This is a genomic window from Bacillus sp. V3B, from assembly GCF_024494465.1.
Classification (GTDB): domain Bacteria; phylum Bacillota; class Bacilli; order Bacillales; family Cytobacillaceae; genus Bacillus_BD.
In genome coordinates this window covers 1-12,635 of sequence record NZ_JAETXM010000022.1, presented here as the reverse complement: position 1 = coordinate 12,635, position 12,635 = coordinate 1, and the positions used below count along the sequence as shown (strand labels likewise).

At 36.5% G+C, this 12,635-nt stretch carries 9 protein-coding genes and 8 tRNA genes; 1 reads left to right on the top strand and 16 read right to left on the bottom strand.

The annotated features are described in order from the left end of the window. Window positions 1–65 precede the first annotated feature (65 nt). Complete coding sequence (locus JMM81_RS18230) at window positions 66–899, top strand: TetR/AcrR family transcriptional regulator (protein ID WP_256242969.1); 834 nt, start codon at window positions 66–68, stop codon at window positions 897–899. 224 nt (window positions 900–1,123) lie between these two features. Here the strand turns inward: JMM81_RS18230 and JMM81_RS18225 are convergent, their stop codons facing one another. The 16 genes from JMM81_RS18225 to JMM81_RS18150 all read right to left on the bottom strand — a co-directional run bounded on the left by JMM81_RS18225 (window position 1,124) and on the right by JMM81_RS18150 (window position 12,500). Next, window positions 1,124–1,939: a DUF368 domain-containing protein gene (locus tag JMM81_RS18225; protein WP_256242968.1), complete on the bottom strand. Its 816-nt coding sequence runs from the start codon at window positions 1,937–1,939 to the stop codon at window positions 1,124–1,126. A 584-nt stretch (window positions 1,940–2,523) separates the two neighbouring features. Continuing rightward, window positions 2,524–4,326: a glutamine--fructose-6-phosphate transaminase (isomerizing) gene (gene glmS / locus JMM81_RS18220; protein ID WP_256242967.1), complete on the bottom strand. Its 1,803-nt coding sequence runs from the start codon at window positions 4,324–4,326 to the stop codon at window positions 2,524–2,526. Between the two features lie 567 nt (window positions 4,327–4,893). Then, window positions 4,894–6,246, bottom strand: coding sequence for a phosphoglucosamine mutase (gene glmM, locus JMM81_RS18215; RefSeq protein ID WP_256242966.1), 1,353 nt, complete (start codon window positions 6,244–6,246; stop codon window positions 4,894–4,896). 139 nt (window positions 6,247–6,385) lie between these two features. Continuing rightward, window positions 6,386–7,663 carry a CdaR family protein gene (locus JMM81_RS18210; protein ID WP_256242965.1) on the bottom strand — a complete coding sequence of 426 codons (1,278 nt, stop codon included), beginning with the start codon at window positions 7,661–7,663 and terminating at the stop codon, window positions 6,386–6,388. Further along, the gene (gene cdaA, locus JMM81_RS18205) at window positions 7,656–8,483 is read right to left on the bottom strand and encodes a diadenylate cyclase CdaA (RefSeq protein ID WP_256242964.1); all 828 of its coding nucleotides are present in this window, start codon (window positions 8,481–8,483) and stop codon (window positions 7,656–7,658) included. Before cdaA ends, JMM81_RS18210 begins: the two co-directional genes overlap by 8 nt. 456 nt (window positions 8,484–8,939) lie before the next feature. Next, window positions 8,940–9,581: an anti-sigma factor family protein gene (locus JMM81_RS18200; RefSeq protein ID WP_256242963.1), complete on the bottom strand. Its 642-nt coding sequence runs from the start codon at window positions 9,579–9,581 to the stop codon at window positions 8,940–8,942. A gap of 16 nt (window positions 9,582–9,597) precedes the next feature. Then, on the bottom strand, window positions 9,598–10,161 hold the full coding sequence (gene sigW / locus JMM81_RS18195; protein ID WP_256242962.1) for an RNA polymerase sigma factor SigW: 564 nt from the start codon (window positions 10,159–10,161) through the stop codon (window positions 9,598–9,600). Window positions 10,162–10,407: 246 nt separating this feature from the next. After that, complete coding sequence (gene rocF / locus JMM81_RS18190; protein ID WP_256242960.1) at window positions 10,408–11,304, bottom strand: arginase; 897 nt, start codon at window positions 11,302–11,304, stop codon at window positions 10,408–10,410. Window positions 11,305–11,591: 287 nt separating this feature from the next. Next, window positions 11,592–11,664, bottom strand: a tRNA-Lys gene (locus tag JMM81_RS18185). A gap of 140 nt (window positions 11,665–11,804) precedes the next feature. Beyond that, a tRNA-Gln gene (locus JMM81_RS18180) sits at window positions 11,805–11,879 on the bottom strand. 73 nt (window positions 11,880–11,952) lie between these two features. Continuing rightward, window positions 11,953–12,036: transfer RNA gene (locus JMM81_RS18175), tRNA-Tyr, on the bottom strand. 7 nt (window positions 12,037–12,043) lie between these two features. Then, window positions 12,044–12,119: transfer RNA gene (locus tag JMM81_RS18170), tRNA-Thr, on the bottom strand. A gap of 12 nt (window positions 12,120–12,131) precedes the next feature. Beyond that, window positions 12,132–12,207: transfer RNA gene (locus tag JMM81_RS18165), tRNA-Val, on the bottom strand. 6 nt (window positions 12,208–12,213) lie between these two features. Next, window positions 12,214–12,288 (bottom strand) — tRNA-Glu (locus tag JMM81_RS18160). A gap of 24 nt (window positions 12,289–12,312) precedes the next feature. Then, window positions 12,313–12,385: transfer RNA gene (locus JMM81_RS18155), tRNA-Thr, on the bottom strand. A gap of 40 nt (window positions 12,386–12,425) precedes the next feature. Further along, window positions 12,426–12,500, bottom strand: a tRNA-Asn gene (locus JMM81_RS18150). Window positions 12,501–12,635 lie beyond the last annotated feature (135 nt).

Sequence of the window (12,635 nt, the reverse complement as noted above, 5' to 3'; positions counted from 1 at the left end):
AATTACTTATACTAATGACTAATCAGTCATTTGTCAATAACATAGCCTAGGAGCGATAAAATAAAATGATTAAAAAACAATTAATTATGGAAAAAGCGTTAGAACTTTTTGCGAAGCAAGGTTTTGAATCCACATCTGTCCAACAAATAACAGAGCATTGTGGTATTTCTAAAGGTGCTTTCTACTTATCTTTCAAGTCAAAGGACGAATTGATTTTAGCACTAGTTGATCATTTTATGATACAAATCACCTCCGATATTGACTATAAAGTCAAAAACACAAATAATGATGAAGAGCTTTTATATGAATTTTATTACGCAATATTCCACTCGTTTCATAAGTACTCTGATTTTGCAAAATTCTTTATCAAAGAGCAAACACAATCTTTTAATAAAGAGCTCATTCTAAAAATTCGTTACTACAACAGGTTAATGGAGAAAATTATCTTATCGATGGTTGAACGTTTATATGGTGAAGAGGTCAAACATACAAAATATGATTTAATTTATTGTATTAAAGGCTTTACGAATATTTATTCAGAATTACTGCTATACAATAACATCTCGTTAGATTTGGACTTACTGTCTCAATCGCTTGTGGAAAAAACAAATCTCCTAGCGAAACATACTACCATTCCATTTATTTCACAAGACCTTATCCATCTGTTTAAGCAACCGATAAATGAAGAAGTAACGAAGGAACAACTTATTGAAATGATGGAGCAAAAAATAGAAGAAGTTGAAGATTCTATTGAAAAAGAATCGTTAATTCTACTAAAACAACAGCTACTTAAACCTAATTTAAGTCTTGTTATTGTGAGAGGGTTACTAGAAAATATTCGAAATCACCCACATTGTAAATGGATTTCTTATTTACTTCGTAGTTATTATGAGTTTTAAAAACTAGGTTTTATTAAGCAGTAATTTTGCTACTTTATAAGCCTTTGGTATACGTAGGCATTAAGTTATTCACGTAATAAAACACATGCTGCACGTACACCAAAGGCAATTTATTAACAAGCATCATTAACACAGCCAAAAACTAAGAAGAGCTAATATAAAAAGGACTAGCGAAGACTCGCTAGTCCAAATTCCAATAAAACCTAGTGTTTGTTTAATTATTCTTATCCTTTTTGAAATTGACTTAGATAATAAGCAATTAGACAACCACCTATAGCAGAGAGTAAGCTCATGACCATAAGTAGAACATTCTCAGGCCAACCAGGATAGATCACAAAAATAGAACCTGCGACAAAGCCGATTAGGATGGCGTATGTTACTGTCCTGTAATTATGAAATACATAACGGATCAGCTTACTTGTTAATAAGAGACCCATCACAATGCCCAAACCAACCACGATAATCACCGGAAAGTTCAAAGATTTAATTGCTTCTATTACCGTTGCATATGCACCCATGAGCAAAAGCATTAATGAACCACTAATGCCAGGCAAGATCATCGCTGAACTTGCAATCCAGCCCGCAAAAAAAAGATAAAGATAATCATCCCAAGCGAGATTAGTCATGACTGTGGTTTGATCATGACTTACAAAGGCAGTCATCGCAACTGCAACTGCAGCGAGTATAAGGAGCACATAGTGTGGTACTTTAAATGTTTGCTTATAGTCAGCCTCACGCAGCAATAATGGAATAATCGCCACAATGAGACCGAGAAAAAAGAAAAAGGTTGGTTGCGGGAATCTTTCCATCAACCAACTCAGTAAATGACTTAATGTTAGAATCGCTGTTCCCATCCCTAGTCCTACCGGAAGTAAAAAAACGACATGTTTTTTCCAACCCTTTGTTGTAAGACCATCAATTGCTTCTATTAACCTTTCATAAATCCCTACTAATAAGGCAATGGTTCCTCCACTAACTCCTGGAACAACATCACTTGCCCCCATCATCATCCCTTTAAAAATATTCTTCCATTCAAACACAATTTCATTCCTTTCTATTTATCCCACACAAAACAAGGTTTCTCTTTTCAAAATATACTGCTTCTACTATTACCTCTCATCTACAAAATCATATAAGATACTATCCTGTATTAAGATACCATTTTAATATCATATCTTCCATTCTCTATTTAATCAATATTTTATAACAGATAAGCACCCCTCTTACAAACTCCGATTGATTGTATACCCCCGATCGCTTCAACAACAGCTCCAATCGTTTGTATCCATCTACCTACAGCTATCGTTTTCTATAAACCATACACTCCTCCAATTGCCTGTAACGAAGCATCGATTGATTGTAGTCAATTTCCAATAATGTCTACTTTCTTATTAACTAATTCTTTGGGAATCGCAGCAACCACAAATTATTTTGGTAAATTAACACCCACTTAAAAATCTCTATTCAAAGAAAAATGGATCATAACAGAAAAAATTAAAGTGAAAAATGGAATTAAGTTTTCTCCTTACCAAAAAGCCCGATCTAATAAAATTAGACCGAGCCTTTCCTTTTACGATAGAACTTTATTTTCATTCAACAAAACATAAGTTTAAGATCTACATCGTTACTCGACCGTAACAGATTTTGCTAGGTTACGAGGTTTGTCGACGTCGCAGTCACGAATTAGGGCTGCATAGTAGGCGAAAAGCTGCATTGGAATAACCGAGATAAGAGGTGTTAATAACTCATGTACTTCTGGAATCACAAAGCGATCCTCAGACATCTCCAGACCCTTCATAGAGATAATGCACGGGTTTGCTCCACGCGCTACAACCTCTTTCACGTTTCCACGAATACTTAAGTTCACACCTTCCTGTGTCGCTAAGGCAATAATCGGTGTACCTTCTTCAACTAAAGCAATTGTACCATGCTTTAATTCTCCACCTGCAAAGCCTTCTGCTTGAATGTACGAAATTTCCTTCAATTTCAATGCACTTTCAAGACATACATAATAGTCAACTCCGCGACCAATAAAGAATGCATTTCGGGTAGTTGTTAAATACTCTTTTGCCATTTTCTCAAATTCTTCTTTAGAATCACAAAGAATTTCCATTGCATTCGCTACAATTCCAAGTTCCCTAACAAGGTCAAGCTTGATTTCTTTGCCACTTCTTTTAGCTGTTACTTCAGCAAGAATCGCTAACACAGCTAACTGAGCTGTATACGCTTTTGTAGAAGCCACAGCGATTTCTGGACCAGCGTGGAGTAATAGCGTATAATCAGCTTCCCTTGATAAAGTAGAACCAGGAACATTTGTGATTGTCAACGATTTATGTCCTAACTTTTTGATTTGAACAAGCACTGCACGACTATCAGCTGTTTCACCGCTTTGTGAAATGAAAATAAACAACGGCTTTGCAGATAATAATGGCATGTTATAGACAAACTCACTGGCAATATGCACTTCAACTGGAACAACAGCTAACTTTTCAATAAATTGTTTACCTAGAAGCCCTGCATGATACGATGTCCCAGCAGCAATAATATGAATTCTATCCGCTTCATTTACCGCCTGAACAATTTCCTCATTAATTGTCAATTCACCATTATCGTTTTGATACTTTTGAATAATTTTGCGAAGAACAAGTGGCTGTTCATCAATTTCTTTAAGCATAAAATGCGGATATGTTCCTTTTTCAATATCACTTGCATCAAGTTCAGCCGTATAAGGGTTCCGATTTATCACTTCACCAGTAAGATCTTTAATGGTTACACCATCTTCTGTGACCAGTACAATTTCTTGATCCATGAGTTCGACAAATTGATCCGTTACTTGCAGCATAGCCATTGCATCACTTGCCACGACATTGAAATCTTCTCCAACACCGACTAATAGTGGACTTTTATTCTTGGCCACATAAATCATATTTGGATTTTGTTCATCTAATAGAGCAATCGCGTATGAACCTTTGAGTAGTTCAAGAGTTTGACAGAATGCTGCTTCAACAGATGCACCCTTATTCACAAATAACTCAATAAGCTGTACAATTACTTCTGTATCTGTATCACTTACTAATGGTACATCCATTAAATATTCACGTTTAACAATTTCATAATTTTCAATGACACCATTATGAACAAGGGTGAAACGACCTGATGCACTTTTATGTGGATGTGCATTCATTTGGCTTGGTACCCCATGGGTAGCCCAACGAGTATGACCAATACCTGTTTTTGCACGTACATCATAATCAACGATATTTCGTAAATCTGCAATACGTCCCTTTTCTTTGAAAACTTGTACTCCATCTTCCCCCATAACAGCAATCCCCGCAGAGTCATATCCTCTGTACTCGAGCTTTTCTAGCCCTCTTAATAAAACCTCTTTTGAATCTTGATTTCCAATATAGCCAACAATTCCACACATATTTCTGCTTCCTCCCTATAGGGGAACAAGAAGTCTTTGTAAAATGTTCAATTTGGTTAAATGGCTCTCAAATCAATTTGCGATCGGTCGCATTCACATTTGAAAGGCATCCTTTGAACAAATTCCGGGACACTCTTGTCCCCTTATATCTATAATTTTTTATATTTTCATAGATTTTCAGATCTATTTAGATCTTCTTTCTCATTAGCATGCCCTTCCCTTTGTCCGTTAAGTTGCCTTAACGATTTAAAGAAGTGCTGTTCGGTTGTGCTTTCAACCGGGAGGCATCCGCCGAAATTTCGATAAACCTCCTCCTCGTCAACTAGACCCATCCATACAGGGTATAGTTCAGGCGCTTTTAAAAGTTGTAGTAAACTGTTTCTCCCTCCTTTGCAAATAAAAAAATAGGCTTCTGTTTTTAATGGATTGCAGAAACAAGAACAATCATACAATAGTTTAAAACCTTCGTCAATATCGCATAAATAGTGATTATTTCCAACCTTCAAAGGCCCCCTTAAAATAAAATATGCATAAAGGAACTTAAAGTTCCCTTATGCATCATTAAAGTTATTCTTCTTTTAATCCCATTTCAGTCTGAACAACTACTGCAATACGATTTACGTAAGATTCACAAAGTTCTTCTGTCGATGCTTCAGCCATTACACGAACAAGAGGCTCTGTTCCTGAAGGACGTACTAAAATACGACCATTTCCATTCATTTCTTGCTCTACTTCTTTGATCACTGCACTTACTTTTTCGTTTTCAGTGACATGGTGCTTGTCTGTTACACGAATATTGACAAGTTTTTGCGGAAATTTTTTCATTTCAGAAGCAAGCTCGGATAATGATTTTTTCGTCACTTTCATAATATTAACAAGCTGTACACCTGTTAGAAGACCATCACCTGTCGTATTGTAATCAAGAAAAATAATATGTCCTGACTGTTCTCCACCTAAATTATAGCCATTTTTCTTCATTTCTTCGACAACATAACGATCACCTACAGCAGTTGGAATACTTTCAATTCCTTGAGCTTCTAATGCCTTATAAAACCCAAGGTTACTCATTACAGTAGAAACAACTGTACCATGCTTTAATTGACCTTGCTCTTTCATATACTTAGCACAAATATACATGATTTGATCGCCATCTACGATTTCACCATTTTCATCAATGGCAATCAGGCGATCACCATCTCCATCAAAGGCAAGTCCAATATCCGCTCCTTTTTCTTTTAAAAAGCTTGCTAATTTTTCTGGATGTGTAGATCCTACACCATCATTTATATTCAAGCCATTTGGTGATGCTCCCATGGTTGAAGTATCTGCATCAAGGTCAGCAAACAAATAAGTTGCAAGGGTGGATGTTGCTCCATGTGCACAATCTAAAGCAATATGGATATCTGAGAAATCTTCATCAACTGTTTGTTTTAAATAGTGTAGATACTTTTGACCACCTTCAAAATAATCATTTACTTGTCCTAAGTCTATTCCAACTGGTCTTGGTAGTTTATCTTCTTCCATATCTAACAATTGCTCAATCTCCAGTTCCTGGTCATCTGATAATTTAAACCCATCTGGACCAAAGAATTTAATCCCATTGTCAGCAACTGGGTTGTGTGAAGCAGAAATCATCACGCCTGCTTGTGCACCTATTGCTTTTGTTAAATAGGATACCCCTGGTGTTGATATAACTCCTAAACGCATTACTTCTGCGCCAATAGAGAGAAGACCTGCAACAAGTGCCCCTTCAAGCATATGACCTGAAATACGTGTATCACGCCCAATTAACACTTTTGGTCGATCATGATCTTTTGTTAATACATAACCGCCAAAGCGGCCTAATTTGAAAGCTAGTTCAGGCGTTAACTCACTATTTGCCACTCCTCTAACTCCATCAGTACCGAAATATTTACCCATTTATGAATCGCTCCTTCTAGGATTATTCCTAATATGCCGATGTAGAGGAAGATTATTTCATACTACTTCTTTCAATCTCCCTCTATATCTTCCGTTTAAAGTTCTCTATTAAATGATTACTATAATGAAGAGTATTTTTTTAAGAAAGCTCTTTTTCTGTTATATCAATATTTACTTTATCAATATCCATTGTCCAGCTAACATTCTCTGGTGCATTTACATTTATTTGTACTGTATGCTCCCCTTCTTCTAAACCCTCTGCATTTATGGTTAACTCGAAATCAGTCTCTTTAATAATAGAAAGCACTTCCTCTGTTCCTGTTACCGTTAAATTTATTGTTCCACTTGAAGGTTCTTGAAAAGTTACAAGATAGTTTTCAGGTATCCCGCTTAACTCAATCGGGATATCTGAAAATATTTTTGTTGTTTCCTCTTCTTCTGTTACTGCAGTCTCTTCAATCTCCACACTAACTTTAACCATCGCTTTAACCGTTTCTGGGTTTACTTCTTTTAGCTCATTCGGCATGATTACGGGAAGCGTCAATTCTGTATTTTCATTAATCTTACTTACATCCACTTCTACTCTCACATTTTCCGTCGTATCCAGAATATCTTCATTGCCTTTAATGGTTGCTTCATTTTTATCTAATATGATTGAATCGATTGTTACGCCTGTAGGCGATGTACCAGACCTCATAATTTCGATTGGTACGGTTTTGCTTATCTTTCTAATAGGGATTGTCACTTTGACTGTCTCCTGCTCAACTACTACATTTAATTTATTTAAATTGTCGTCCAAAACTGTAACAATAGCATAATCATCGATTGTTTTGTTCACCTTTTCGCCTAATTCAATCGTTGCCTTTACATAAGTAATCTTATCCATAACATCTTTTCCACCAGTAATTTTTACCTTACCTGGTTGTACTTCAGGGTTATCGGCTGTATAACCTTCCGCAACCATCTTATGATTAAATTCAACGTCAACTGTGTACTCTTCTGTTACTTTTTCCTGTACGACTATATCCACATAGGCAGGGTTGATTGTTGCATTCAATCTATCAGACAAATCCCTAATTTGCAGCTGGACTCGCTGTTTACCAACGTCTACTTTCGATAAATCGGCATACACTTCAAAATCCCTTTGAGTTTTTGCTGCTCGCAAATTAGCTGTCGGACCTTCTAGCACTACTTCAACCGTCTCAGGCATACCTGTTATGACAAGGTTATCTGTGTCATAATAGCTTTTCAGCGGTATATCTAATAGAGTTTCTGACTCTCTACTGCCTGGAACATTAACATCATTCGTTTCTTTGCTATCATCATATACAGTTCCAAATAATAATATCGCCAACACTAATGCAACCAATTTCATGAATGTACGATTATCAGTAAATTGATCAAGCCATTTATCCATCTCTCTTCCCCCTCCAATTCCAACGGGTTGAAGAAGCTTGTTTTACCACTTTTGATGCTATTAATTCATTTGTAAGCATCTCTCGAAAAGTATCTTTGTTCAAATCTCTGTGAAGTTTTCCATTTTTAGTTAATGAAATGCCTCCCGTTTCTTCTGAGACAACCACTGTAATGCTATCTGTTACTTCACTAATTCCAATTGCTGCACGATGTCTTGTTCCTAATTCTTTAGAAATAAATGGACTTTCTGATAATGGTAAATAACAGGCTGCAGCGGCAACACGATCTTTTTGTAAAATGACAGCACCGTCATGAAGAGGTGTATTTGGAATAAATATATTAATCAACAGCTCAGATGAAATTTTCGAATCAACCCCAATACCTGTTTCAACATAATCTCCCATTCCCGTTTCTCTTTCAACAGAAATGAGTGCCCCAATTCTTCTCTTGGCCATATATTCAACAGCTTTAATAATAGACTCGACCACTTTTTCATGAACTTCTTCCTCACTAGCACCACTTCTTGAAAAGAACTTCCCTCGCCCTAATTGTTCAAGGGCCCTTCGTAGCTCAGGCTGGAAAATAATAATAATGGCTAGAAATCCCCATGATATAATTTGATCTGTAATCCAAAAAAGAGTTTGAAAATGAAAGATTTGACTAATGAGACGAACAATTAAAATAACAAAAATTCCTTTTAAAAATTGAACTGCTTTCGTACCTCTAACAATCATAATGATTTTATAAATGACGTACCAAACGAGGAGAACGTCAACTGTATTAGCCAAATATTTCATCACTGGGAGATCCGTAAACAACATAGTACTTCCTCCATCTTTTTTAATAAGCTTTGTTTGGTACATAAGATTTGTTCATATTCAACTAATATAAGTAAGTTTTTGATTCATACAATTATTCCATTATGTAGCTTAATTATTATACCATATTAGAAACAAATGCCAATCTGGGAAACTAAGTAATCAAATGATTACCTTTTTAAATATCCGTTTCTTCTTGTTTATCTCTATATTAAACAATCCTATTGATGTTCTAATAGTCTTTGGTGTGGGCATCCATTACGTTATTCATGCTGCATAACACACATAGCCGCTTATACAAAAGGTTCTTTAGCAACAATCATCATTACCATAGCTTTTATTTAAAATATACTCTAGATAAAAAGCTATTAATTTTCTCCATGACGAGAAAAAACCTCTACAAGAGCAGAGGTTTTCCCCGTTTATCATCTTCAGAAAGATATTAATCGAATATAAGCCCTAATTTTCATTTTCCCCTACTTCTTTTTTATCATCAAACACGTAGAAGACATCTTCCCCTGTTTTTTTGATATGGTACCATAGCCAATCAAACATCTCGTTAATTTGTTTAATCTCTCCAGTTACTTTTCCTGCTGACGCCATATATTGTTCACCGTTAATAACAGTGACATTTCCATCGACTTCTCCTTCAATTTTTAAGTTTCCGTTCCGCACCGTCACATCCCCTTTTACTACTTTACCTTCTGGAACAATCACAGTATCATTTTGTACAATTAGATTTGGTTGTTTCGAAACGGAGAATTGTTGATCCTCACTCCAAGTTAAGACTATACTTCCACCCATTAGCACAAGAAATAGCGCTGCTGCCGTCATAATCGGATGCTTCATAAACCAACGCTGTACACCAACTTTTCGATTTTCCTTTGGTAACTTTTCCATAATATTGGCTGTAAAGTCAGTAGGAGCCTGTATATGTGATGTACTTTGAACAAGGGCAATCGTTTTCTTTAATTGATGAAAATGCATTTCACACTCAGAACAGCTATGAATATGTTCTCTTAACACTTTCTCATGTTCAACTGAGATCTCATCATCTAAATAATCATGCATATAAACTACCATTTTTGCTGGACACTTCAAAGTTATCACCCTCTTATCACACATGTCGTAATTGTTTTCGCAGTGTTTCTCTTCCACGATGAATTCTTGTTTTTACCGTGCCTAGAGGCATATCTAAAATCTCACTAATTTCATTAAGCGATAATTCTTCTATATATTTTAATACAATCACAGATCGATATTTCTCTGGGAGTTTCGAAATTTCCCTTTGTATTGTATCCTGTAACTCTAAGCTTTCTACATCATCTTCGGGTAATGAAGTCTTAGAAGGAATTTGGGAATACATGGTTAATCCCTCTGTCCCTGCTACTTCTGCATCCAAATAATAATCTGGTTTCTTTTTTCGAATTCGGTCAATGCAAAGATTTGTCGCAATTCGATAAAGCCAAGTTGAAAATTTTAAATTAATATTATAACTTTGAATATTAACATATGCACGTATGAAGGCTTCTTGGGCAATATCCTCAGCCTCATGTCTGTTACCGAGCATACGATAAGCCAATTGAAACACTTTGTCCTTATAAATTTCTACGATTTCCCCGAATGCATTTTGGTCACCTTTTAAAACTTGTTTAATCCTTTTTTTTATAAGTATTTCCATTTTATAACCTCCGCTCTATGCGGCTACTCGATATTACGCATCGATACCGGAAAAGGTTTCATTATTTTTTTATTTCTCTAGATTTTACTATTCAGTTTTAAGTCATTATTATGTTAATCACCTGACACTATTCTAAGGATTAGTTCAAGTTCCAAGATTCAAGTCGAATTATACTGAAAAAGATATTATGTATTAATAAGTAAAAGTAAGCAGTAACCGTCGATAAAAGTTACCGCTTTTCACCTATTATAATAGTTTTTTCCCAAATAATGAACCCATTAGAGCAACTGCAGCAGAAGCTGTTTTGTTTTTTTCATCGAGAATTGGATTTACTTCAACAAATTCAGCAGATGTAATTATATCCGCTTCTGCAAACATCTCCATTGCTAGGTGGCTCTCTCGATAACTAATGCCGCCATTAACAGGTGTTCCTACTCCTGGTGCATCAGTTGGGTCCAATCCATCCATATCGAAAGATAGATGAACTCCATCGGTTTTCTCTTTTAAATAAGCAATGGTTTCTTCTATTACTTTTGTCATTCCCATTCGATCAATTTCATGCATGGTATAAACCTTTATTCCTTTTTCTTTAATTAATTTTTTCTCCCCAATATCTAACGCTCTCGCCCCAATAATAACAATATTCTCAAGTTTAACTTTCGGACTATACCCCATTATATTTGTTAATAATCTATGACCAATGCCCATACTGACCGCTAATGGCATGCCATGTATATTTCCTGAGGGGGACGTTTCCACAGTATTTAAATCACCATGTGCATCAAACCATATGACACCTAAATTCGGATAATATTTGGCTACTCCTGCTAAAGTTCCAATTGCAATACTATGATCCCCTCCTAAAATTAACGGGAAGGATCCATTCTCTATCGCTTTAGCCACAGTTTTTGCTAATTCCTCATTCTTTTCAATAACTAGCTTTAAGTTTCTTATTTTTGTATTCGGATCAATAACAACGGCTGGTCTACCAACTGAAATATCTCCTAAATCATCTATTTCATCAAATAGTTCTGCTAATTCTCCACAAACACCTGCATAACGAATAGCACTTGGTCCCATATCCACACCACGTCTCATCTGACCAAGGTCCATCGGCATCCCGATAATGGAAAGTTTTCTCACAGTTGATCTCCCCCTGTATCAATGTCTATCTATAATTACTTTATTTATCAGTTGCGTTATTTGACACTTAGGTAAGAAGTTTCCTTCCGCAAAAATTTGTTAGAATTTTAGGTGGGGGACGAATAGCTTACAATAAATAGGAAAAATAAGCATAGCAATATAAGAATTAATGTTTCCACTATTGCAATACGGCTACAAAGAAAATGTCGAGAACAGATCCATCATGTATCACATTTTAATAGACAATAAAAAACCTTAGGAGTTTTTCCCCTAAGGTTTTCTGATTATGAGCCATGAAGGATTCGAACCTTCGACCCTCTGATTAAAAGTCAGATGCTCTACCAACTGAGCTAATGGCTCGTTATATTATGTTTCGCCCTAAACTAGGATAGTGGTCTGTGTTCAAAAAACCTACGTTTTTCTCACAGATCGCTATTCAAGGAAGCAATTTCATAGAAGCTGCGACCCTCTACCAACTGAGCTAATGGCTCAAATAAGAATGGCTGGGCTAGAAGGATTCGAACCTTCGCATGACGGAATCAAAATCCGTTGCCTTACCGCTTGGCTATAGCCCAATACTTATATAATTTTCACAAAATAAAAAGGACATTAATTATGTTGTCCTATTTTTTATTATCTATTCAAGAATGGTGGAGGGGGGCGGATTCGAACCGCCGAACCCAAGGGAACGGATTTACAGTCCGTCGCGTTTAGCCACTTCGCTACCCCTCCATATGAATGGTGCCGGCCAGAGGACTTGAACCCCCAACCTACTGATTACAAGTCAGTTGCTCTACCAATTGAGCTAGGCCGGCTTAATATAAATATGGTGGAGGATGACGGGATCGAACCGCCGACCCTCTGCTTGTAAGGCAGATGCTCTCCCAGCTGAGCTAATCCTCCATATGTTGGTGACCCGTACGGGATTCGAACCCGTGTTACCGCCGTGAAAGGGCGGTGTCTTAACCGCTTGACCAACGGGCCAAATGAATGATTTATCAATTACAAAGCTCCCAATCGGATTCGAACCGATGACCTCTTCCTTACCATGGAAGTGCTCTACCTACTGAGCTATGGAAGCACTAGCTCATATCACTATATAATATAGGCTTATGATAAGATGGCTCCGCAGGTAGGACTCGAACCTACGACCGATCGGTTAACAGCCGATAGCTCTACCACTGAGCTACTGCGGAATAGAAAATTATATCTTCTTAAATATAGGTATATAGGTAATGATCTTATGCTTCAAAAGCCTTTGTCTTTTGTTGCACAACGCATCCTCTTCAGGACGCTGCCTTTCCCTACCAATGAGCTACTGCGGAATAATA